This is a genomic window from Loktanella sp. Alg231-35, from assembly GCF_900143545.1.
In the GTDB taxonomy this organism is placed as follows: domain Bacteria; phylum Pseudomonadota; class Alphaproteobacteria; order Rhodobacterales; family Rhodobacteraceae; genus Yoonia.
This window is the reverse complement of record NZ_FREV01000003.1, coordinates 262,797-286,651: the sequence shown is the minus strand read 5'-3', so window position 1 is coordinate 286,651 and position 23,855 is coordinate 262,797. Positions and strand designations below refer to the sequence as shown.

21 protein-coding genes are annotated in these 23,855 nt (G+C 57.7%); 17 read left to right on the top strand and 4 right to left on the bottom strand.

From position 1 onward, the window contains the following. Positions 1-118: 118 nt before the first annotated feature. Together DHN10_RS08325 and DHN10_RS08320 are read right to left on the bottom strand one after the other, a co-directional pair. Positions 119-829: a response regulator transcription factor gene (locus tag DHN10_RS08325; RefSeq protein WP_108814853.1), complete on the bottom strand. Its 711-nt coding sequence runs from the start codon at positions 827-829 to the stop codon at positions 119-121. Continuing rightward, the gene (locus tag DHN10_RS08320) at positions 826-2,754 is read right to left on the bottom strand and encodes a PAS-domain containing protein (RefSeq protein ID WP_108814852.1); all 1,929 of its coding nucleotides are present in this window, start codon (positions 2,752-2,754) and stop codon (positions 826-828) included. The genes DHN10_RS08325 and DHN10_RS08320 overlap by 4 nt, the downstream gene beginning before the upstream one ends. A gap of 164 nt (positions 2,755-2,918) precedes the next feature. Between DHN10_RS08320 and DHN10_RS08315 the strand changes: the two genes are divergently transcribed. The 12 genes from DHN10_RS08315 (at position 2,919) to DHN10_RS08260 (ending at position 17,130) form a co-directional block, all read left to right on the top strand. Beyond that, positions 2,919-4,880 (top strand): AMP-binding protein, encoded by a 1,962-nt coding sequence (locus DHN10_RS08315; protein WP_108815148.1) that lies wholly within the window; start codon positions 2,919-2,921, stop codon positions 4,878-4,880. Beyond that, positions 4,877-5,695 carry an ABC transporter ATP-binding protein gene (locus DHN10_RS08310; RefSeq protein WP_108814851.1) on the top strand — a complete coding sequence of 273 codons (819 nt, stop codon included), beginning with the start codon at positions 4,877-4,879 and terminating at the stop codon, positions 5,693-5,695. Before DHN10_RS08315 ends, DHN10_RS08310 begins: the two co-directional genes overlap by 4 nt. Before the next feature lie 17 nt (positions 5,696-5,712). Continuing rightward, positions 5,713-6,711 (top strand): branched-chain amino acid ABC transporter permease, encoded by a 999-nt coding sequence (locus DHN10_RS08305; protein ID WP_108814850.1) that lies wholly within the window; start codon positions 5,713-5,715, stop codon positions 6,709-6,711. 29 nt (positions 6,712-6,740) lie between these two features. After that, on the top strand, positions 6,741-7,817 hold the full coding sequence (locus DHN10_RS08300) for a branched-chain amino acid ABC transporter permease (protein ID WP_108814849.1): 1,077 nt from the start codon (positions 6,741-6,743) through the stop codon (positions 7,815-7,817). Positions 7,818-7,870: 53 nt separating this feature from the next. Further along, positions 7,871-9,157, top strand: a complete 1,287-nt coding sequence (locus DHN10_RS08295; RefSeq protein WP_108814848.1) for an ABC transporter substrate-binding protein — start codon at positions 7,871-7,873, stop codon at positions 9,155-9,157. Between the two features lie 67 nt (positions 9,158-9,224). After that, on the top strand, positions 9,225-10,046 hold the full coding sequence (locus tag DHN10_RS08290) for an ABC transporter ATP-binding protein (protein ID WP_108814847.1): 822 nt from the start codon (positions 9,225-9,227) through the stop codon (positions 10,044-10,046). Next, positions 10,043-11,206: a phenylacetate--CoA ligase family protein gene (locus DHN10_RS08285; RefSeq protein WP_108814846.1), complete on the top strand. Its 1,164-nt coding sequence runs from the start codon at positions 10,043-10,045 to the stop codon at positions 11,204-11,206. The genes DHN10_RS08290 and DHN10_RS08285 overlap by 4 nt, the downstream gene beginning before the upstream one ends. A 76-nt stretch (positions 11,207-11,282) precedes the next feature. Further along, a complete protein-coding gene (locus tag DHN10_RS08280; protein ID WP_108814845.1) occupies positions 11,283-11,957 on the top strand; it encodes a response regulator transcription factor in 675 nt (224 codons plus the stop codon). Next, positions 11,944-13,329, top strand: coding sequence for a HAMP domain-containing sensor histidine kinase (locus tag DHN10_RS08275; protein ID WP_159086956.1), 1,386 nt, complete (start codon positions 11,944-11,946; stop codon positions 13,327-13,329). Before DHN10_RS08280 ends, DHN10_RS08275 begins: the two co-directional genes overlap by 14 nt. Before the next feature lie 77 nt (positions 13,330-13,406). Then, the gene (locus DHN10_RS08270) at positions 13,407-15,521 is read left to right on the top strand and encodes a DUF1800 domain-containing protein (protein WP_108814843.1); all 2,115 of its coding nucleotides are present in this window, start codon (positions 13,407-13,409) and stop codon (positions 15,519-15,521) included. A 10-nt stretch (positions 15,522-15,531) separates the two neighbouring features. Further along, positions 15,532-16,722 (top strand): DUF1501 domain-containing protein, encoded by a 1,191-nt coding sequence (locus tag DHN10_RS08265; RefSeq protein WP_108814842.1) that lies wholly within the window; start codon positions 15,532-15,534, stop codon positions 16,720-16,722. A 147-nt stretch (positions 16,723-16,869) separates the two neighbouring features. Continuing rightward, positions 16,870-17,130, top strand: coding sequence for a hypothetical protein (locus tag DHN10_RS08260; RefSeq protein WP_159086954.1), 261 nt, complete (start codon positions 16,870-16,872; stop codon positions 17,128-17,130). Here DHN10_RS08260 and DHN10_RS08255 read toward each other — a convergent pair. Together DHN10_RS08255 and DHN10_RS08250 are read right to left on the bottom strand one after the other, a co-directional pair. Continuing rightward, on the bottom strand, positions 17,127-18,215 hold the full coding sequence (locus DHN10_RS08255; RefSeq protein ID WP_108814838.1) for a Gfo/Idh/MocA family protein: 1,089 nt from the start codon (positions 18,213-18,215) through the stop codon (positions 17,127-17,129). The genes DHN10_RS08260 and DHN10_RS08255 overlap by 4 nt on opposite strands. A gap of 6 nt (positions 18,216-18,221) precedes the next feature. Further along, complete coding sequence (locus DHN10_RS08250) at positions 18,222-18,929, bottom strand: GntR family transcriptional regulator (protein WP_108814836.1); 708 nt, start codon at positions 18,927-18,929, stop codon at positions 18,222-18,224. Between the two features lie 104 nt (positions 18,930-19,033). On the opposite strand from DHN10_RS08250, the gene DHN10_RS08245 reads away from it, so the two are divergent. From DHN10_RS08245 to DHN10_RS08225, 5 genes are all read left to right on the top strand, one after another. Beyond that, complete coding sequence (locus DHN10_RS08245) at positions 19,034-20,191, top strand: LLM class flavin-dependent oxidoreductase (RefSeq protein WP_108814834.1); 1,158 nt, start codon at positions 19,034-19,036, stop codon at positions 20,189-20,191. Further along, a complete protein-coding gene (locus DHN10_RS08240; protein WP_108814832.1) occupies positions 20,188-21,078 on the top strand; it encodes an aldo/keto reductase in 891 nt (296 codons plus the stop codon). Before DHN10_RS08245 ends, DHN10_RS08240 begins: the two co-directional genes overlap by 4 nt. Continuing rightward, complete coding sequence (locus tag DHN10_RS08235) at positions 21,078-21,584, top strand: flavin reductase family protein (RefSeq protein ID WP_108814830.1); 507 nt, start codon at positions 21,078-21,080, stop codon at positions 21,582-21,584. Before DHN10_RS08240 ends, DHN10_RS08235 begins: the two co-directional genes overlap by 1 nt. Before the next feature lie 98 nt (positions 21,585-21,682). Then, entirely contained in the window at positions 21,683-22,279 is a 597-nt protein-coding gene (locus DHN10_RS08230) for a TRAP transporter small permease (RefSeq protein WP_108814828.1), read from the top strand. Further along, positions 22,279-23,853 (top strand): TRAP transporter large permease, encoded by a 1,575-nt coding sequence (locus DHN10_RS08225; protein ID WP_108814826.1) that lies wholly within the window; start codon positions 22,279-22,281, stop codon positions 23,851-23,853. Before DHN10_RS08230 ends, DHN10_RS08225 begins: the two co-directional genes overlap by 1 nt. Positions 23,854-23,855: the final 2 nt, after the last annotated feature.

Genomic DNA, 23,855 nt, shown 5'->3' with positions numbered 1-23,855 from the left:
CGGCAGCGATCCAGTATTCGCCCCATGCCGCACACATACTGCACAGGAAATGGGTCGGTCTAGAGCAAACGATGGCGGTTTCAGGCGCAATTTAGCAGAGAGCGCGCGGCCCGTGCAGTTACCCGTCCAGCATCTCTGCGATAAAGATATACCCCGCCCCATAGACCGTCTTGATGATCTGCGGGTTTTGGGCGTCATCACCCAGTTTGGTGCGCAACCGCGAAACTTTGACATCGATAGAACGATCAAAGGCGTCGTCGGCGCGGCTGCCCAGATAATCCAGGATCTGTTCGCGCCGGATCAGCCGGTTGGGCGATGCCAGAAACATCTTCAGGATCTCGTTTTCCGCGAAGGTCAGGTTCTGGCTTTCGCCTGTGTCTTTCGTCAGTTGCAACAGATCAAGGTCAGCGGTCCAGCTGCCAAAGCGCACGGTCTTTACTTCGGTCTTTGGGGTCTCGGGGTTGGCGCGACGCAAGATGACACGCAGGCGCGCAATGACCTCTTCAACCTCAAACGGCTTGATGATGTAGTCATCCGCACCCAGTTCCAACCCAACAATCTTGTCCTGCGTGCGTGACCGGCCCGAAATAATCAGGATCGGCGCGTCTGATTGGCTGGCAAAGCGATGCACCAGCGCCAACCCGTCGCTGTCTGGCAACCCCAAATCAATGATGCAAGCGTCGGGCGAAATGGTCTTGCAGGCCTGCTCAAACTCTGCCGCCCGCCCGAACGACCGCACCCGGAACCCCGCCTGTTCGAGGGCGTCCGACAGGATGCTGCGGATTTCCGGCGTATCGTCTAGAACCGTGATCAGCGGGGCGGGTTTCATCTGTGTGTCGCCTCATTCATTTTCGTGGCCAAGGCATCAAATTCAAACGGTTTATGCAAGACCGGATAGCGGCGCGCCGCCACCTTGTACTGCGGATCATTTGAGGGCAGCCCGGTGATGATCAACACTGGCAAATCGGGCCTGCGGTCATGCAGATGTTCGGCCAGTTCAAACCCTGTGCCGCCGTCCTTCAGCATCAAGTCTGTCACAACAAATGTCACCTCTCCTACCAACGCCAGTTTGCGGGCTTCATTCACATTGTCGGTCTCAATCACGGCATGGCCCATGCGTTGCAGATAGTCCCGGACGGTTTGCCGGATATCCACGTTGTCTTCGACCAAAAGGACCACGCCGGGCACGACGGGTTTTGCCGGTTGGTATGGAATGAGAATGCAAACTTTGGCCCCACCTTCGGGGCGGTTGGCCAGTCGCACCGTGCCACCGCTTGAGCGCGCAAAATCAAAGGTTGTCGATAGCCCCAGCCCACGCCCGGCCCGGTCTGATTTGGACGTAAAGAATGGCGCCAAGGCATTGGACAGCGCGTCTTGCGAGAACCCTGATCCAGTGTCTTCGACGCAGAACGTCAGAAAACCCGCCGCATCCACAGATACGGTCACAGTTACCGTGCCCTCGCCCGCGATTGCGTCGATCGCGTTTAGCACAAGGTTCAGCAGGGCATCCTGCGCAAACCCTGCATCGATCATCAGATGCGAAGCATCGACCTTGTTTGTCACGGTCAGCGCAATCCGTTCAGGCGTCGCCGCTTTGGCCAAAAGCGTTGTCTGCTTAAGAAAGCCCACAAATTCCGTCAGTCGAATGTTGATCGACCGCTGCGCGTCCAGCTCTCCTAATCCGCCGATCAAATCCCCTCCGCGGCGGGCTGCGGATTTGATTGTCTCAATATATTGCAACGCCTCTTTGGGCATGCCCTCTAACCGGGCAAGCCGGTCCTGTTCGCCCAGAATGATCGTCAGTAAATTGCCGAAATCATGGGCCAGCCCGCTGGTCAATTGTGCTGCCAGCTCTCGGCGTCTTGTGTGGGCAAGGGCCTGCCGCGCGCGCACCTGTTCGGTCACATTGGCCGACAGAAGATAGGCCCCTACGACCTCGCCTGCGTCGTTGATATCGGGGGTAAAGGCGACGCGGTTATGCCGCCCGGCCTCTTTGTGTTCGAATTCAACAACCGGGGCCTCGCCTCGCAATGTCGCAGCAAATCCATCCTTGATCCTGTCATAGACCTCGGCCCCCAGTGCCTGGGACATATGCATGCCCACGATATCGTTGGACCGTCCTGGTACAATCGAATTCAGCTTGTGATTTGTGTAGGTATAGATGCCTTCGCGGTTGACCCGTGCGATATGGGCGGGGATCATGGAATTGGTGAGGTTCAGCCGCGCCTGTGACGCCAGCAATTGATGCTTGGCCTCTTCCAGTGCTGTGACCGTCGCCGTCAATGTGCGGTTGGCGCGGGCCAGTTCCTCGGATCGCGAAATCAGTTCTTCTGACAGGTCCGCAGAGCGGGACCGCAACAGCGCCTCCTGCGTCTTTAACTCTGTGATGTCAGAATAGACCGCGACCCAGCCGCCATCCTGTAAGGGGCTGCCCTCGACGGAAATGGTCGTGCCATTGGCGCGGGTGCGTTCAAAATAATGTGGCTCAAACGCTTTGGCCTGTGCCACACGTTCGGCCAAAAAGCTGTCGACATCGTCCAACTCGCCATAATCGCCACGTTCTGCCAGAACACGCAGGGTTTGCTCAAACGAACCGCCGGGTTCCACCAATGCATTGGGCAGATCAAACATGCGTTGGAATTGCAGATTGGCCAGCACCAGCCGCAGGTCTTGATCATAGATCGAAATCGCCTGTTTGATCAGGTTCAAGCCGGCCTGTGTCAGGCTTTCATGGGTCGCGGACATGCGGGTCATGGCCCATCTGTATCAGCAAAGTGGCGCGTCACAAGAGCACGCGACGCTTGCAAGATTTCGCAACATTTCGGATAAACTTCTGAAAAACTTGTCTGCCACACATGCTGCAAGCGACCTTTGGGGGGAACATCAAAGGTCATTCGGATTTGCGTTTGGGAGGATGCATGTCGGATCAAAACCAGCCGGATCAACTGGTCTCTGTGCCGCAATTACTGGCGCGCAACGCGCGTTTGCATGGCGACAAAGCGGCCTATCGCGAAAAAGAATTCGGCATCTGGCAAAGCTGGACTTGGGCCGAAACCGCGCAAGAGGTAGAAGCGCTGGCACTTGGCCTATTGGACCTTGGCGTGCAGACGGGCGATCACATCGCCATCATTGGCCGCAACCGCCCTGCCCTTTATTGGTCGATGGTTGCGGTGCAATCAGTTGGCGCTGTGCCGGTCCCGCTTTATCAGGATGCCGTCGTCGAAGAGATGACCTATGTGCTGGAAAACTGCGGCGCGCGCTTTGCGATTGCGGGCGATCAGGAACAGGTCGACAAGATCATCGAAGCCCAGCAGACCGTGCATGGCATCGCCCATGTCATCTATTACGACACGCGCGGCATGCGCAAATACGACCATAGTGAGATCACGTCCTTTGCTGATATTCAGAACGCCGGACGGGCCAACGCACCGCGCCTCTCGAAGGAACTGAACGCCCGTCGGGATGTGCTGGGATATGACGACACCTGCGTGATGCTTTATACCTCTGGCACCACAGGCCGGCCCAAGGGCGTGGTTTTGTCCAATCGTAATGTCATCGAGACCTCCAAGAACTCGTCCGAGTTTGACCACCTCAGCGCGGGCGAAGAAACGCTTGCCTATCTGCCGATGGCTTGGGTGGGTGATTTCATCTTTTCAATTGGTCAGGCCTATTGGTCGGCCTTCTGTGTGAACTGCCCCGAAAGCGCCGAGACCATGACGTCTGATCTGCGCGAGATTGGCCCCACATATTTCTTTGCGCCCCCTGCGATCTTTGAAGGGCATCTGACGCAAGTCATGATCCGTATGGAAGACGCCAACCGCTTCAAGCGCTGGATGTTTTCCTATTTCATGGAACGGGCGAAAACAGTTGGACCGAAACTGCTGGATGGTGAAACGGTCGGGTTTGGCGACAAACTGCTTTATGGGCTGGGTAAATATCTGGTCTACGGGCCGCTGAAAAACAGGCTGGGGATGAGCCGGGTGCGCGTGGGCTATACCGCGGGCGAAGCGATTGGGCCGGAACTCTTTGATTTCTATCGCAGTCTTGGGATCAACCTCAAACAGCTTTACGGGCAAACCGAAGCGACCGTCTTTATCACCCAGCAACCCGATGGTGAGGTGCGTTCGGATACGGTTGGCGTGCCCTCCCCAGGTGTGGAGTTGAAAATCGCCGAAAGCGGCGAGGTGTTCTACCGCTCTCCCGGCACCTTTGTGGAATACTACGGCAACCCTGAAAGCACGGCTTCGACCAAAGACGCCGAAGGCTGGGTGGCGACAGGCGACGCAGGCTTTATCGAAGAGACATCCGGCCATTTGCGGATCATCGACCGGATCAAGGATGTGTCGAAAATGGCGGATGGCAGCCTGTTTGCGCCGAAATACATCGAAAACAAGCTGAAATTCTATCCCAATATCCTTGAGGCGGTGGTCTTTGGCGCAGGTCAGGATCGCTGCATGGCTTTTATCAACATTGACCTGACCGCCGTGGGCAACTGGGCCGAGCGCAACAACATTGCTTATTCCAGCTATCAGGAATTGTCGCAGCACCCGCAGGTGCTTGATACCGTGCAGAGCCATATCAATGCGGTGAACGAAAGCGTGGCACAGGACGAAATGCTGGCCGCCTGCCAGATTCACCGCTTTTTGGTGCTGCACAAGGAACTGGACGCCGACGATGGCGAAATGACCCGCACCCGCAAGGTACGCCGTGCTGTGATTGCCGAAAAATTCGATGACCTGATTGATGCGCTTTATGACGGATCGGGCGAGATCTACACCGAAACCGAAGTGACCTATGAAGACGGTCGTAAGGGCCACATCAAGGCCACGCTGGATATCCGCGATGCAATCGTTGTCGCCAAAGCAAAGGCCGCAGCATGACAGCAGATGCGACCCCCTATGTGACCGAGGATGGCCGCCAGATTGGTGGTGTGATGATGGACCTGCGCGACATCACCCTGCGCTTTGGTGGTGTTGAAGCGATCAAATCCATCAGCTTTGACATCCGCGAGGGTGAAATCCGCGCGATCATCGGGCCGAACGGCGCGGGCAAATCTTCGATGCTGAATGTCATATCGGGTTTCTATAAACCGCAAGAAGGTGAAGTGCATTTTCGCGGCAAGAAGCGCCCGCCGATGAGACCCTATCAGGTCGCCCGCCAAGGTGTCGCGCGGACATTTCAGAACATCGCATTATTTGAAGGCATGTCCGTGCTCGACAACATTATGACGGGCCGCATGGGCCACATCAAAAGCAATATGCTGGCGCAAGCAATCTGGGCGGGCAAAGCCCAGCGCGAAGAGAACGAGAACCGCGAGGCGGTTGAGCGGATCATTGATTTCCTGGAGATTCAAGCAATCCGCAAAACGCCTGTGGGCCGCCTGCCCTACGGTTTGAAAAAGCGGGTGGAATTGGCGCGCGCCTTGGCGGCAGAGCCTGATTTGCTGCTTTTGGACGAACCCATGGCAGGCATGAATGTTGAAGAAAAAGAAGATATGAGCCGCTTTATCCTTGATGTGAACGATGAATTCGGCACCACAATTGCACTTATCGAACATGACATGGGTGTTGTGATGGATCTGTCCGACCGTGTCGTCGTGATGGACTACGGCCGCAAGATCGGCGACGGCACCCCCGATGAGGTGCGCAACAATCAAGAGGTGATCGATGCCTATCTGGGGGTGGCCCATGACTAAGCACCGCGGAGGCGCATATGTCCGCTGATTTCCTCTATGGCATCGAAGTTGTCCTCAACGGATTGATGGCGGGTGTGCTATATGCCCTTGTCGCCCTTGGGTTCGTGTTGATCTATAAGGCCTCTGGCATCTTCAACTATGCCCAAGGTGTTATGGCGCTGTTCTCTGCGCTGACATTGGCGGGCATCATGTCCGGTCAGGTGCCCTTTGCGCATCTGATCAACGCAATCTTTGGCACCGATATCCACTATTTCGGCTGGAACGTCCCCGTACTGGCCGCCATTATCTTGACCCTGGTCGTTATGGTCATCTTTGCGTGGTGCGTGCAGCGGTTCGTGTTCCGGCATCTGGTCGGACAAGAACCCATTATCCTGTTTATGGCCACTATCGGACTTGCCTATTTCCTTGAAGGCGTTGGCGATCTGATGTGGGGTTCTGATATCAAGACGCTGGCCGTTGGCCTGCCGCAGGGCGGATCGCTTTGGGTGGAAGACGCCACCAGTGGTTTGGGCGGCGATGATTTCTACGGCTTCTTTATTGATAAGCTGGATATGGTCGCAACAGTGGTCGCAATCATTCTGGTCGCAGGCCTGATCGCGTTCAGCCAATACACCAAGCAAGGCCGCGCAATGCGGGCGGTGGCCGATGATCACCAAGCGGCCCTGTCGGTCGGTATTTCTCTGAACTTCATCTGGGTGCTGGTTTGGTCACTGGCCGGGCTTGTGGCGTTGGTCGCGGGCATCATGTGGGGCGCGAAATCAGGTGTGCAATTCTCATTGTCGCTGATCGCGCTAAAAGCCCTGCCCGTGCTGATGCTGGGCGGCTTTACCTCGATCCCCGGCGCGATTGTCGGCGGGTTGATCATCGGCGTGGGTGAGAAACTGTTTGAGTATCTGATCGGCGCACCCTTCCTGGGTGGCGCGACTGAGAACTGGTTCGCCTATGTGCTGGCCCTGCTGTTTCTGGTGTTCCGCCCGCAGGGCCTATTTGGGGAGCGGATTATTGAACGTGTGTGACAAGACAATCCGCATAAAGGAGGCCGCCCATGCTCTATCGTGAGGCCGGTGATTTCAAAACAACCTATGTCGCGGACAGCCAAACCTTTCCGCTGAAACTCGACCGCATCGGGTTTTGGGTCACGATGGCCGTAGCATGGTTGGTGATCCCCTTTGTGATCAACGACTATTGGGCAAGCTCCCTGCTGGTTCCTTTCCTCATCTACGCCATTGCCGCGATTGGGCTGAATATCCTGACGGGCTATTGTGGGCAGGTGTCGCTGGGCACGGGTGGGTTTATGGCTGTTGGGGCCTATGCCTGCTATAAGCTGATGACGTCGTTCCCTGATATCAACATCATGATCCACATCGTGCTGGCAGGCGGGATTACTGCGATAGTGGGTGCGGCCTTTGGCCTGCCCAGTTTGCGGATCAAGGGGTTCTATCTGGCCGTGGCGACATTGGCCGCGCAGTTCTTTCTGGTCTGGCTCTTCAACAAAGTCGCGTGGTTCTACAACTACTCTGCCTCTGGCCAGATCAACGCGCCAGAGCGGTTGGTCGCGGGTGTCGCAGTGACAGGCCCCAGCACGCCAGCTTGGGCGCAATATCTGATCTGTTTGTTTTTTGTCACCCTCTGCGCGCTGATCGCCCGCAACCTGACACGCGGCACCATCGGCCGGTCATGGATGGCGATCCGGGATATGGATATCGCCGCCGAAATCATTGGCGTGAACCCATTGAAAGCGAAGCTGACAGCCTTTGCTGTCAGTTCTTTCTTTGTCGGCATCGCAGGTGCGCTGTTCTTTTCCGTCTATCTGGGCGCTGTGGAAGTGGGCGAGGTCTTTGGCATCCAAAAGTCGTTCCTTGTCCTCTTCATGATCATCATCGGCGGGCTGGGCTCGATCTTTGGCAGCTTTGCGGGGGCCGCGTTCCTTGTGCTGTTGCCTGTCGCGCTCAAATGGATCGGCGTTGATGTGATGGGCTGGCCTACTGATTTGGTGGCGCATTTCCAACTAGTGATTGTTGGCGCGCTGATCATGTTCTTCCTGATCAAGGAACCACATGGATTGGCCCAGCTGTGGCGGCTGGCAAAAGAAAAACTTCGGCTTTGGCCGTTCCCTTATTAACGGGTGAAAACACCCACACGACAATCGGACATACCTATGGGAGGAGAAAACCGATGAAGATGAAGAAACTGGCCGCAATGGCCTTGGCGGGCACGATGGCCGCCGCACCAGCAATGGCCGAACTGGTCATTCCCGACCTGTCATACCGCACCGGCCCTTATGCGGCAGGAGGCACGCCGTTCTCGGACGGTTATCAGGATTACTTTAACCTGCTCAATGCCCGTGACGGTGGCATCGGTGGCGAGGCGATCCGCATTGTAGAATGCGAGACCGGCTATAACACCGAAAAAGGTGTGGAATGCTACGAAAGCACCAAGGGCGAAGGGGCGTTGATCTATCAGCCGCTCTCTACCGGGATCACCTATCAGCTGATCCCCAAGGCCACCGTCGATGAAATCCCGATCCACACCATGGGCTATGGTCGTACCTCGGCTGCCAATGGTGAAGTGTTCAACTGGGTCTTCAACTACCCTGCGAACTATTGGGACGCGGCGTCTGTGATGGTGAACTACCTGCTGGACGAAAACGGCGGTGATCTGTCGGGCAAATCCATCGCGCTGGTCTATCACAACTCTGCCTACGGCAAGGAACCAATCCGCACGTTGGAAGAGCTGTCCGCGATGCACGGGTTTGAGCTGAGCCAGTTGGCCGTTGACCACCCCGGTCAGGAACAGAAATCGCAGTGGCTGCAAATCCGCCGCGAACGTCCTGATTACGTCCTGATGTGGGGCTGGGGCGTGATGAACCAGGTGGCCGTGCAGGAAGCCGCCAACATTGGTTTCCCGATGGAAAACTTCATCGGCAACTGGTGGGCCGGGGCCGAACACGATGTGACCCCTGCGGGTGCTGGTGCAGACGGTTACAAGTCGCTCAACATGAACCGTGTTGATGCAAGCCTGCCCGTCTTTGACGAGATCCGCACACTTGTGCATGAGGCTGGCAATGCTGCCGGTGACGGATCGAACATGGGTTCGGTGCTTTATACACGCGGCATGTATGCGGCGATGTTGGCATCCGAAGCCATTGCCAACGCACAAGACATCCACGGTGTCACGGACGTGACAGCGGCGATGGTGCGCGACGGCATGGCCTCTTTGGAGATCACCGAAGCACGCATGGCGGAACTGGGCATGTCCCAGATCGGGCCAGAATTCAGCGTGTCTTGTGAAAACCACGGCGGTTCGGGCCTTGGCATTGTGCAGCAGTGGAATGCGGCAGATGGCCAATGGGTTGCGCTGACTGACTACATCGCACCCGATGACAGCGTGATTGACCCGCTGATCGCCGCAGACTCGGCCGCCTTTGCCGCCGAAAACAACATCGAGCCTGGCTGCCTCTAAATCAACAATCGGGTGGCCTGTCATGGGCCACCCTTCCCCTTTCAACCCTGCGACGGATCAAAACGCCATGCTGGATGAGAAACAAGCTGAGACCCTGCTTGAGGTCAACAACATCGAGGTGATCTACAATCACGTGATCCTCGTGTTGAAGGGTGTGTCATTGACCGTGCCCAAGGGTGGGATCACAGCCCTGTTGGGCGGCAATGGTGCTGGCAAGACAACGACACTCAAAGCGATTTCCAACCTGCTGCATTCCGAACGTGGCGAAGTCACAAAAGGGTCAATCACCTATCGCGGTGACCGTGTGCAGGACAGTTCCCCTTCTGATCTGGTCAAGCGCGGTGTTATTCAGGTGATGGAGGGTCGTCACTGTTTCGAACACCTGACCATCGAAGAAAACCTGATGACCGGCGCCTATACCCGGCGCGACGGTGCATCCAAGGTCAGCGATGATCTTGATCTGGTTTACAACTATTTTCCGCGGCTCAAAGAGCGGCGCAAGTCGCAGGCGGGCTATACGTCCGGCGGCGAACAACAGATGTGCGCGATTGGTCGCGCGCTGATGTCGCGACCCGAGACGATTTTGCTGGATGAGCCGTCAATGGGACTGGCCCCGCAACTGGTCGAAGAGATTTTTACGATTGTGAAGAACCTCAATGAACAAGAAGGCGTGTCCTTCCTGCTGGCCGAGCAGAACACCAATGTCGCCCTGCGCTTTGCGCATCACGGCTATATTCTGGAAAGCGGGCGCGTCGTTATGGAAGGCCCCGCCGCTGAGTTGCGCGACAACCCGGATGTAAAGGAATTCTATCTAGGCATGTCTGACGAAGGCCGCAAATCCTTTCGCGACGTGCGAAGTTACCGACGTCGCAAAAGGTGGCTGGCATGAGCATGCTGCACCCACATGAGACGCGCAGCGCCGATGCGCGCGAAACGGACCAACTTACGCAATTGAAGGCGCAGCTTGCCCCTGAGGCGGCGGCCCAGATGGCATCACTGGCGGATTTGTCAAAGCTGCCCGTCTTGCGCAAATCCGAACTGAGTGCTGCGCAGGCGGCCAATCCTCCCTTTGGCGGTATCGCGACCAAAGGGATCACCCGGCTGTTCCAGTCACCCGGCCCGATCTATGAACCGGGCGGCGATGGCGGCGACTGGTGGCGCTTTGCCAGCGCGTTGCGCGCGGGGGGCATTGGTGCCGGTGACGTGGTGCAGAACACGTTTTCCTATCACTTCACCCCCGCAGGCGCGATGTTCGAAAGTGCCGCGATTGCTGTGGGCGCTCAGGTCTTTGCCGCTGGTCCCGGCCAGACGGAATTGCAGGTGCGAGCTGCCAAAGATCTTGGCGTGACCGCCTATGCAGGAACGCCCGACTACCTTGGCGCGATCCTTGCCAAAGCCGATGAGATGGGCGTCGATCTGCCCCGCCTGACAAAGGCGCTGGTCTCAGGCGGCCCCCTCTTCCCCACCGTGCGGCAAGCCTATGGAGCGCGCGGGATCGCATGCTTGCAGTGCTATGGCACGGCGGATGTGGGCAACATCGCCTATGAAACCGTCGCAAACGAACCGATGATCGTGGACGAAGGCGCATTGGTCGAAATCGTGACACCCGGCACTGGCAATCCGGTGGCCATCGGTGACATTGGCGAAGTCGTCGTGACCCCGCTGAACCCTGCCTACCCGCTGGTGCGCTTTGCCACCGGAGATCTTTCCGCAGTGGTGCCCGGTCATTCATCTTGCGGTCGCACGAATATGCGGCTGGCAGGTTGGAAAGGCCGCGCTGATCAGGCCACCAAAATCAAAGGGATGTTCGTGCGCCCCGAACAGGTTGCCAGCCTTGTGGCCCGCCACCCAGAAATCGCACGCGCCCGTGTCGAGGTCAGCCATGACGGGCAACGCGACGAAATGGTGGTAAAGCTCGAAACGCAAGCCACCGATGAGGCGCCATTCAGCGCCTCGGTGCGCGACTTGCTGAAGCTGAGCGGCACGATTGAGCTGGTCTCTCCCGGCTCGCTCCCTCGCGATGGTGTGGTAATCGCAGATTTGCGGTAGCGGCACCGCCTGGGCCGCCCAAACCATACAATATCGTATATAGCCCAGCGCGCGCCACTGGGATATCAAACACCGCATGCGCGTAATGCTGATCGAAGATGACCGCGAGACGGCAGAGTTTATCCAGCGGTCCTTGACCGAGCTTAACTGGACAGTGACGTGGTGCGACCAGCCTAAGGACGGAATCCTGCAGCTGAGTACCGGGTCGTTTGACTGCGTGATCCTTGACCGGATGCTGCCCGATATGGACGGGATCGCCGTTGTCCAACTGCTGCGCGGCGCAGGTGTAGCGACACCGGTTCTGATGCTGACCGCACGTGGTGGGCTGGATGACCGGGTGGCGGGGCTTGAGGCAGGTGCGGATGATTATCTTGGCAAACCCTTTGCCATCTCTGAATTGGTGGCGCGGCTGCGCTCGATCGCACGGCGTACGCCGCGCGCAGCGGAACAAACACTTTATGAATTGGATGACTTGCGGCTAGACCGGGTGGCGCGTCAGGCAAGCCGCAGCGGCACTACCCTTGATCTGTCACCGCTGGAATTCAAACTGCTTGATTGTCTGCTGGGGCATGTGAATGAAGTTGTGACCCGTACCATGTTGCTGGAAAAGGTCTGGGGCTATAGATTTGACCCTAAAACCAGCCTTGTGCAGACCCATATGAGCAGGCTGCGCGCCAAGGTCGACAAACCCTTTGCGACCGAACTCATCCGCACTGTCCGCGGCTCGGGGTATATCATTGGCGAAACTTAACACGATCCTGCGGTCCACCGTATTCCAACGGGTGATTGCCTCTTGCGCCATCTTTGTCACGCTCAGCCTGGCAGTGATCTGGACCATCGGGCCGATGCGCATCAGCCAGATCGAACGGGCAGAGGTTGCAGCACTCGAAGATTACCTGCGGCAAGGTTATGACATCGCGCAATCCGAAGGGCCTAAGGGGGTGATCGCAGCGGTCCGCTGGGAGCCTGATCAGGAAGAATGGTACGACGACGACATCTTTGTGATGCTGGAAGAACGTGACACATTGTTTGCCTATAGGGACCCCGAGAATGAAATCATCGCCGGTTTCGCGGGCCTTTGGGCAAGCGACGTGCCACAGGAAACACAGCTTGATCATCCGCAGATCGACCACCCCATTCTTACCCAAGGCTATTGGTTCGAAGATGGCAGCTCGATTGTTGTGGGGCGCTTTGTCCCGGAACGCATCTACAACATTCAGGGTTTTCTTGCGACGGCCTCTATCGCGCTGATCGTCATCGTTCTGCCCTTGGCCTTGCTGACCGGGTTTTTCCTTTCGCGCGGGGTTTTTGGTCGGCTTGAGGTGCTGTCTGCCACCGCTGAAACCGTTGCAAAGGGCAGGCTTGATGCGCGCGCCCCGCTCAATGGAACGGGCGATGAATTTGACCGGTTGGGCGCTGGCATGAACCAGATGCTCGACAAGGTTGAAGCGCTGACCCGCAACGTCGAAGCCGTCAGCGTGGGCGTGGCCCATGACCTTAAGACCCCTTTGGCCAATATCGGCGGACGGTTGGAGCTGATCCGCCGCGATATCGCCGACAAAGACGCCGTGACCGAGCATATCGACATGGCCGAAGCGCGGCTGCAAAGCCTGCTGCGCATCTTTGATGCCCTGCTGCGCATGGGCGAGATAGAGTCAGGGCAGCGCCGGGCCGCCTTTGCGACGGTCGATCTCAGCGGGCTTTGCACAGACATGGCCGAAAGCTTTGCGCCGCTTTTTGAAGAGGCTGACAAATCGGTCAATGTGGTGATCACCCCAAATCTGGCCGTTGAAGGTGATCGTGATCTTCTGACCCAACTGACGGCCAATCTGCTGGAAAACGCGTTGGAGCACTCGCGCGATGCCGCGCAGGTGCATTTTCTGTTGTCATGCAACAACGGAGATATCTACCTAGAAATCGGTGATGATGGCCCCGGCATCGCCCCCGGCGCAGCAGAGCGTGTGTTTGAGCGGTTCTTTCGCGCCGACGCCAGCCGCTCCACGCCGGGCAATGGTTTGGGGCTGTCCTTGGTCAAAGCCATCGCCGATCTGCACCGGGCTGACATCACCCTTTTGACGGACCGGATCGGTGCGGTTTTTGCGGTCACATTTCCGGCCGCCTAGGTCAGAACCCCAGGGTTTACAAAAACGTATGAAACCCGACCGGCACATGTAAGCCAACCGCGCTGCAAGATGTGGTAATGTCACGGCAACACAACCCGCAAGAGGACGCCATGCGCCAGATCGCACGCAATACAACAGCTTTGCTAACCCTGCTTACACCACTCACCCTTTGGGCGGGACCGGATGCGATGACCTATGAAGAGGCGCGCCATCTTGTATCTCGCACCGGCTTTGGCGCCGCCCCGGACGAGATTTCAGCCATGGTTGGCAAATCCTATGTCGAAGGTGTGGCGCAGATATTGGCAGGCGTGCAGACTGCGCCACAACATCCGATGCCTGCATGGGTCGATGGATGGGCCTATCCTACAGAACAGGTCTGGGCGCTTGGCAATACCGCGTCCGACCTTTTCTTTACCAACCGCTGGATGGACATTGACGCGATGCAGAAGTGGTGGCTGCGCGAGATGATCGAAACGCCCTCGCCTCTGACCGAAAAACTGGTGCTGTTCTGGCATGATCACTTTGCCACCAACGCAGGCCTTCACGAAGAACCGCAATGGGCGGCGCATCAAAACAGGCTCTTTCGTACGCATGCCGCTGGCAATTTCACGGATCTTGCAGCCGGCATTCTAGAAGACCCCGGCACGCTGGTCTTTCTAACCAATACAGAGAACGACCGCGTGGCCCCAAACGAAAACCTCGCACGCGAGTTCATGGAGCTTTTCACCCTTGGTGAAGGGCGCAGCTATACCGAAAACGATGTGGTGCAGGCCGCCCGCGCGCTGACCGGGCACACGGTGGACCGTTTTGGCGCCGGCACATATGTCTTTGATCCTGAAGCGCATGATCACGGGATCAAGACCATCCTTGGCAATAGCGGACGCCACACCGCCGATGATCTGCCGCGTATCGTCATGGAAGATCCTGCCTTTGGCCCTTTCATCGTCGAACGCCTCTGGCGCACTTTCGTTTCAAACACGCCCGATCCCGACGAGGTCGCACGCCTGACCGCCATCTGGCGCGCCGCAGATTGGGAGATGACGCCGCTGCTGCGGGCGATGTTCCTGTCTGATGCGTTTTGGGCAAGCCAGAACCGGGGCACGCTGGTCAAATCACCGGTTGAACTGATGGTGGGCAGCGTGCGTACATTGGGGATCACTGTGCCCTATCTGGACGATCTGAACTGGGCGCTTGGCGATCTGGGCCAAGAGCTGTTCTTTCCGCCCAATGTGGGCGGTTGGCCCGAAGGCACCGATTGGATCAATGACGCCACAGCAAGTGCGCGGGCCACTATGCTAACCTATATGCTGGGTTATGACCCAGAACCGCGCCAGACGGACGGCATGATGATGATGCAGACGCAGGCCGCGTCTGCACCTGCCAAACCCGCCCCCGGCGATCTGGCTATTGGGCAAACCTTTGTCATTGAGGCCGAAAAATGGGGCGAAGCCTCTGGCAGTCTTGCTGTCACGCTCTTTGATGTCAGTTTTGGGTCCCACCGCTGGCGCTCGATCACCTTTGGGGCGGAAATCCCCGATCCCGATGAAATCGAATTCTCGCTACATGTCGCGGATTGTGTGCCAGAGTGTTTTGCCCGCTGGCACAAGCAGACCCCTGATCCATTCGGCTGGCTCTGGGTCCATTCCCAGCAAATTCGCCAGAACAACACCGATTGGATGACCGATGCCGATGCGGAATTTCTGGCTGCATTGATGGGGCATTTCCCCGAAATCATCGCAAGCACCGCCGGGCAACGCGCATGGACCGAAGGTGCTGGGTCAGGCAATTTGCTATCGCTGCAAGAGGCCGAAACCGGGGCCAATTGGGTTGCCAGTTTCGCCGCCGAAGCACTTGGCCCGCCGCAGGGAGAGCTTTTGCTTGCTGCGGCACCTCCGGCCGCTGTTGGATTGGGCGGCGTCGATGTCATGGGCATGTCAGAGGATGAAGTCGAACGCTACGTGGAAGAACGCGAGGCCGCCCTCAACATCAGCGCAACGCCGCGCTACCAGTATGAAAGCGCGGGCGCATGGCTGGATGCGGTCAAGGCGGGCGGCTTTGACAGCCTGCGCGCGCAATCGGCCCTGCTTGCCGTGCCACTGCCAACCGAGGGGCAACGCATGGAGCGCGATGCCAGCGACCCAGACGCATTGATCCGCCATATCGTCCTGTCACCCTACTACCAGTTGAACTGAGGCCAGCCCCATGACCCATCATCATCCCATGAACCGCCGTCGTCTGTTGCAAACGCTTGGCGCGAGCCTGCCCATGATCACCCTGCCCGGCTTTGTCACTGCCGCCGGACAAGACCCCATGCCGGGCAACATCCTGATCCTGATCGAACTGGCGGGCGGCAATGACGGGCTGAACACAGTCATCCCGCGCACCGATGACGCCTACCGCAGCCTGCGGCCCCGGATCGGCATCGCCCAAGAGGATATGATCGGCCTCGACACTGACACCGGCCTGCACGGCGGCATGCGCGCACTTGGTGATCTGTGGGAGGACGGCGCGCTGCAAATCGTGCAAGGAGTAGGTTATCCCGACCCAAACAGATCACACTTCCGCTCGATCGAAATCTGGAATGCCGGGCTGGGTGCGCAAAGCCAGACCCAGCAAGGCTGGGTTTCGACCGCGTTTGCAGATGAAGGACCGCGTTTTCGCGATGCGGATGGGCTTGTGCTGGGCGGTGATATGGGGCCGCTGGCCGGTGACGGGCGGTTCTCGGCGATGCGCAACGAAGAGGATTTTGTCGAACGGCAACAAAACCTGCCGGGTGCGATGCATGCAGTACGGCCACAAGCAGCGGTATCCCCGCTGGACCATGTACTTGATACCTACGAAAGCGCACGGATCACCGGTGATGCCATCTACAAAAGGCTTAGCACCAGCCCCGCCACCGCATTCGAATTCCCCGGCACGCTTCTGGGCGAACAACTGCGCACCGCGGCGCGTCTGCTTGTTGCCGGGGTTGAGGTGCCGGTGCTCAAGGTCGTGCAGGACGGCTATGACACACATGAAGACCAACCCGAACAGCACGCAGATCTGCTGACCGATCTATCCCGGTCAATCGGAGCGTTCAGTGCCGCAATGAAGCAAATCGGGCTGTGGGATCAAATCAGTATTGTCACCTTCTCAGAATTTGGGCGCACGGCGCGCGAGAATGGATCAGGCGGCACGGATCACGGCACCGCCGCCCCGCTCTTTGTGGCGGGCGGCAATGTGCGCGGCGGGCTTAGCGGGCAAGCACCATCACTGACCAATCTGGTCGCGGATGATCTGTCGCATACCACGGATTACCGCAGTGTTTATGCCGCTTTGTTGCAGGATTTGTGGCGAATCGATGCGCCTGCATTTCCAACCAGCACCCCAAAATTGCAGCTACTGAACATCTGATCGAAACTTTCCGCGCGGAAAGTTACCGCTAACACTCAAAAACACCTGTCCTTTAGTAAATATCGTGAATTAATTTACTCAAAATTCACCGAACTGCGGCTAAAACTATGAGTGGGTGGTGAGTGACATTAGTTTAGTGAGTATCAAATGACAAAAGTAAGCGGTAAAATCGGTAGGCTCATTGCGGCCTTGGTCGCAATGAGCGTCCCCACAATCGGCAGCGCAAATGAAATTGCGCTCACATTCATCGAACAGGGGTTCACCGTTAAAGGTGAGTTCAAGGACTTCGTGGACAATACCTATATGATCGTGACGCAGTACGGCGCGATGTCAGTGCCTGCGGCAATGGTGACCTGTGAAGGCCCCGATTGTATTGAAATTTTTGCGGCTAACACAGCCAACGGCTAAAGCAGCACGGCCTGCCCGGTTCGCGCGCTTTCCTGCGCGGCCAATCCCATGGCAATCGCCTTGGCCCCATCGGCCAAGGTGACCTCTACCTCCCCTTCACCCCGCACAACGGCATTGAAGCGCTGATGCTGGTAGAAGGTTGATCCGTTGTGGTCGCCTGCGTCCAGCAGTGCAGGATCAACGGGGATTTCTGACACATAAGGCCCTTTGGGCGCGCGCGGACTGATGACCATCTGTGGCACCGGTGGATCGCCCAGCCGTTTCGGCCAGAACCGGCCCGGTCCGGGCACAAGGGCCTCGATCTTGCCATGGGGGCCAACGGCGCTGATCTCTTCTTGGTATTTTGAACCTTCGGCGAACATACAAAGCTCAAGCATGGCGCGGCTGCCCTTGGCAAAGTCCAAAATGACATAGCCGTTGTCCCAAATGTCCGGGGCCTCACCATCGTAACGCTCATCAATGTGGTTCAGCGACTGGCCTGCACTGGCCATCACGCGAATAGGTTCATCATCCAAAATCAACCGCATCAAATCAAAGAAATGGCAGCATTTTTCAACCAACGTCCCGCCAGTTTTGGCATTAAAGCGGTTCCAGTCACCAATCTTGGGCAGAAACGGAAAACGATGCTCGCGCACGGTCAGCATCTTGACGCCACCGGTGGCCTGCTCAGCCTGCGCAATCAGGGCTGCTACAGGCGGCATATAGCGGTACTCCATCGCCACCCAAACAGGGTGCGCATAATCCTTGAACAGCGCGTCCAGCGCAGGTGCATCAGCAGGATCGGTATACAGCGGTTTCTCGCATAGGATCGGCAAGGGTCGCGTCGCCACGATCTGCTGAAGCTGCTGGACATGCAGATAGTTGGGGCTGACGATCACCACGGCGTCCAATGCCTCATGCGCCAGCAACTCTTCAAGCGACCCTGCAATATGGGCGCCCTCGGCGAGGGTTGCCGCAGATGCCGCCAGTTCCGCAACCGGATCATAGACGACAGACACCCGCCCCTTAGGCAGCAGATTGATATTCTGAATATGTTCACGGCCCATCATGCCGCAGCCAATCAGGCCGTAGTTCACCGTGTCCACGTCGTTCTAACCTTTTCCCATGCGAGAGATGTAACTGGCGCGGCTGGCGTCATACCAGGTGCGCGAAAATTCGGCAGGTGCCCCGGCAGCTGTCCAGCTGATCCGCTCGATATAGCCCGTGGTCTGCCCTGCCTTCAGATGAAACGCCTCCGGCGTCCAGTCGGGCATGACATCCACGCCAATCCGGTCCTCGACCGACGCGATCACGACCCCCAATTCATGGCGATAAAAGTGGTAAAGCGAGTCTGACAGATCAGCGACGGCAACCGCGTCGCGGTGCCCCCCATCAAGCCAGATTTCCTCTAACGCGATCAAGACACCATCCAAAGACCGCAACCGAATAATGCGATGCCCTTCCGCATCGCCACCCAAACGCGCAAAGCCGTCAGGCTTGGCCAGACGATCCACAGACAGCACCTCGGCCGTTGGCAAACCGCCCCCGTTGAGCAACTCCAACCGAAAGAATGCATAAACGGAATCGACCACCGGGCGGTGCCGCACATAGTTGCCCGACCCCTGCACCCGGTCCAGCAAACCCTTGGCCTCAACATCCGCTAGCGCCTTGCGCAGCGTGCCAACAGCCACGCCCAATTCATCCGCCATATCCCGCTCTGGCGGCAGGCGCGCCCCGTCGGCCAAATGCCCCGCCGCAATCTCGCGGATCAGCATTTCACTGAGCTGGATGAACTTGGGCAAAGCAGAGGTTTTCGCCATGGCGACACCTCCTCGAGCCGGTCCATGAAAATTGATACACTATTGTTACATAGAAATTTGCATGCTAGGCAAGAGGAAAGACACACCTCTGGGGAGGAGAATCAATGACCACCGTTCCGGTCACCAGCGCCGATCTCGACGCGGCTGAGGTATCCTGGTTTTCCGCGCAGTGCTCTGACGATTATCAGTTCCTTGGTGTGCCAGACGGTGATCTGCGCTCATCCTGGGAACATTGCCGCGACATCGCCCTGACGGCAGAGCAGCAAGGGTTCCGTAACATCCTTGCCCCATCATCCTACCAAGTCGGCCAAGACACATTGTCCTTTGTTGCAGGCATGGCGCCGCTGACTAAAAAGATCAATTTCCTTGCCGCGATCCGTTGCGGTGAAGTCCAGCCCATCATGTTGGCCCGCACCATCGCCACGCTTGATCACATGCTCAAAGGGCGGCTGACGCTCAACGTCATAAGCTCTGATTTCCCCGGCGAAGTCGCTGAAAGCGCTTATCGTTACAAGCGATCCCATGAAGTGGTCGAGATCCTGCGCAAATGCTGGACGCAGGACGAGGTGAGTCATGACGGCGATATCTATGAGATTTCGAACCTCTCAACCGATCCGGCCCGGCCCTACCAGCAAAACGGTGGCCCGCTGCTTTATTTTGGTGGCTATTCCCCTGCCGCGTTGGAACTTTGCGGTGCGCAATGCGACGTCTATCTGATGTGGCCAGAGCCGGTGGACCAGCTCGCCCAGCGCATGAAGGACGTGAACGCCCGTGCCGCGGCGCACAACCGCACGCTCGATTACGGCCTGCGTGTCCACATGATCGTGCGCGATACCGAAGCCGAGGCCAAGGAATACGCCGACTACATCGCATCGAAGCTGGATGATGAATACGGCAAACTGATCCGCGACCGCGCCCACGATAGCATCTCGCTGGGGGTTGCCCATCAGGCGAAAGCGCGTGAGTTGGCCGATAAATTCGGCTATGTCGAGCCGGGCCTTTGGACCGGGGTTGGGCGTGCGCGCTCTGGCTGTGGGGCGGCATTGGTCGGCTCGACCGATCAGATCATGACCAAGATAGAGACCTATCAAAAGATGGGCATCCGTGCTTTCATCTTCTCAGGCTATCCGCATATCGACGAGGCCGAACACTTTGGCAAACGCGTGATGCCCAGCCTGAAAACATGCTCGCTGCCCCATGCATACGGGCGCGTCCCATCTGAAACACCAGCCACGCCATTGGGCACAGGACCACGCCGTTGAACCGTATTGAAATCACAAAAGACCTGTCTTTCAGCCGCATCGTTTATGGGATGTGGCGGCTGAGCGATGACAGCGACACCTCTGTCGGACACGTCCAGGCCAAGATCGAAGCCTGCCTTGAACAAGGCATCACGACGATGGATCAGGCCGACATTTATGGCGGCTATGAAGCAGAGGAAGTGCTGGGCAATGCGCTTAAAGCGGCCCCGGCCCTGAAAGACCAAATCGAGATCGTGACCAAATGCGATATCGTGGCCCCCGCCGGGCGCTATGCGGACGCTCGTGTGAAATACTATGACACCAGCCGTGCACATATCCTTGCCTCTGTGGATCACTCTTTGCGCTTGATGAACATCGACAAGATCGACACGCTTTTGGTTCACCGCCCCGATCCGATGATGGATCACCATGAAACGGGTGCGGCACTGGATGAGGTTGTGGCCTCTGGCAAAGTCCGCGCGGTCGGCGTGTCCAACTTCAAACTGCACGATTGGACGCTGCTGCAATCTGCGATGAAAACACAGCTGATCACCAACCAGATCGAATTGTCGCTAACAGCGCACGCAGGTTTCACCAATGGCGACGTCGCCTACCTGCAGGAACGCAACGTGCCGATCATGGCGTGGTCACCGCTTGGAGGCGGCAGCCTGATGACCGGCACTGGTGCAGCACAAGGCGCGCTGTCCAAAGTTGCCAAAGAGAATGGCGTCGATAATGGCGCCGTTGCTGTGGCCTGGTTGCTGGCGCACCCCGCCAACATCATGCCGGTAATGGGGACCAATAATGTCAATCGTATCAAAGCATTATCAGATGCCTTGAAGGTAAATATGGATCGCGAAACCTGGTATGAACTTTATACCGCAGCGCTCGGAACGGAGGTCCCATGATGGACGCAGGCACAATCGCGACATTCGACCCTAGCGCTGACAGCGACAACTTTCGCGGCGCTTTGGGCACATTCGTCACAGGCGTTACGGTGGTGACCACCGACAGTCCCGAAGGGCCGGTTGCCATCGTGGCCAACAGCTTTGCCAGCGTGTCGCTTGACCCGCCGCTGGTGCTATGGTCGCCAGCCAAGGCTTCCAAACGGTTTGAACATTTTGCAGGCTCGCGCCGCTTTGCCGTGCATGTGCTTGCCGCCGATCAGCGCGATATCTGCGCGGCTGTCGTGCAGTCCAAAACAGCAATCAACGATATACCCACGCATCTGTCGCACTGCGGCATGCCGATTATCGAAGGGGCACTGGCCACCTTTGAATGCAATCTGCAAGTCACCCATGACGCTGGCGATCACGTGATCGTCGTGGGCCTTGTCACCAAAGCACATCACCGCGGAGGTGACCCGCTCGTCTTTCATGCGGGCAAATACGGGACGTTTTCGACAGAGGCATAGTCCCCGCTTCTTTCGTTCAAAAATATCTTGGGGGGCAAGGGGGCAAAGCCCCCAACACAGCGGGCAACAAAGCCCGGACATAAACAGGGGAGGAGCCGATGTCGGTCCTGTTTGGCCTTTTGTGGCCACTAGAACGGTTCAATACCGCGGTGCTTGCCATTGGCAAAGCCATTGCAGTGGTCGCACTCGCCATCATGGTATGTCTGATCCTTGGTCAGGTCTTCTTCCGCTACGCGCTAAGTTCCGCGCCCAACTGGACAGAAGAAGGCGCACGCTTCGGCATGCTGTGGATGACCGGGCTGATGGCGCCGCTGGCCTACAGGATGGGTGGGTTCGTTTCCATCGATATGCTGGAACGCGCCCTGCCCCGTCTGGTGTCCAGCATTCTCACCCTCTTCCTAATGGCCATCGTGATGTGGGTCTTGCTGATCGCATGGGACCGTGGCCTGAATAATCACGTTGATACAATTTCCGGGCGCGGCTGTTCATCCTCGCTGCGCTGGCCCTTCGGGATCGAGATTGGCAAATGCGGTGCCAAGTTCTCCAACCAATACCAATACGCCTCGCTCTGGGTTGGGGTGAATCTGCTGATCCTTGTGAATGCGGAACTGATGATCCGCCAGATTATCAAATTGGCAGGCCAAGGCGATAGATTGCGCCCACTTGGCGCCGATGATTTTCAAGGGGCCGACTGATGCTACTTTGGTTCCTTCCGCTCTTCCTCATCCTGATCATGATCGGCCTGCCGATTGTCTTTGCACTGCTGGCATCCCCCATCGCGCTGATCCTGTATGAAGGCGACACCCGCAACGTCGTTGCCGGTCTTTATCGCAACCTTTACAACGGCATGGACAGCTTTCCGCTGATGGCGTTGCCATTTTTCATGCTGGCAGGTGAGGTCATGAACCGGGGCGGCATCACCATGCGCCTTGTGGAATTCTCCCAAGCCTTCATGGGCCACCTGCGCGGTGGCCTGGCGCATGTGAATATCCTGTCGTCGATCCTTTTTGCGGGCCTTTCGGGGTCTGCGGTGGCTGACACTTCCGCACTCGGATCAACCCTGATTCCCGCGATGGAGAAAAACGGCTACACCCGCAAATTTGCAGCCGCAATCACGGCCGCCTCTTCGGTCATCGGACCAATCATTCCGCCTTCGGGCATCATGATCATCTACGCCTATGTCATGGGCGAAAGTGTCGCAGCGCTGTTCCTTGCGGGGATCGTGCCGGGCGTCATGGTGGGCTTGGGCCTGATGGTCATGGTACGCCTGATGGCCGACCGCTATGACCTGCCCAAGGCAGAACGGATCGTCAACAAAAACCAAACGATCAGCCCGGTGGAGTACTGGGTCAGCTTCCTACTGCTGCGCCTGAACGTGGGCTATATCTTCTTTGCGATCTTCCGGGGCACAACGGGCATCGCAGGCGAAAGCGTCAACGCGGCGGGTGAAACCGTTGCCGCAGGTTGGCCTGTCGTGCTTGGCACCTTCGCCGTTTGCCTGATCGCGGCACATTTCCTGTTGATGGGCTATCGCGGCCGGGTCAGCCACGATTTCCGCATGATCTGCAAAAAGGCGGTCGCACCCTTACAAACCCCCATCATCATTCTGGGTGGTATCCTCATCGGTGTGATGACCCCGACCGAAGCCTCAGCGGTTGCCGTGTTCTACGCGCTGATCGTCAGCTTCCTTGTGCTGCGGTCGATGACATTCAAAGACCTGACAGACGTGCTGTCGCGTTCGGCTTTAGCCACGGCGGCGGTGCTTTTGCTGGTTGGCGCTGCGGTGTCCTTCAAAACCGTCGTATCGCTGTCTTACGCCCCGCAGATCATGAGCGACTCTATCCTGTCGCTTTCGGAAAACCCGCTGATGCTGCTGTTTCTGATTAACATCCTGCTGTTCATCGTCGGCATGTTCCTTGATGCCGGGCCAGCGATCATCATCCTAGGGCCAATTCTGGGGCCGATCTTTGTCGACCTCGGCGTGCATCCGGTCCACTTCGCCATCATCATGAGCGTGAACCTAACCGTGGGGCTGGCAACGCCGCCCATGGGGCTTGTGTTATTCGTGGCATCGACGGTCTCTGGCGAGAAGGTCGAAACCATCGCCAAAGCCATCCTGCCATTCCTTGCGGTCGAGATCGCGGTGATCTTCCTGATCACCTACATCCCCGCCATTTCCATGACAGTGCCGTACCTGACAGGCTTCTTGGGCTGCGCCCCGGATGTCGGGTTCAGCGCTTGCATTAGCCCGGCACCGGGCTTCAACTAACA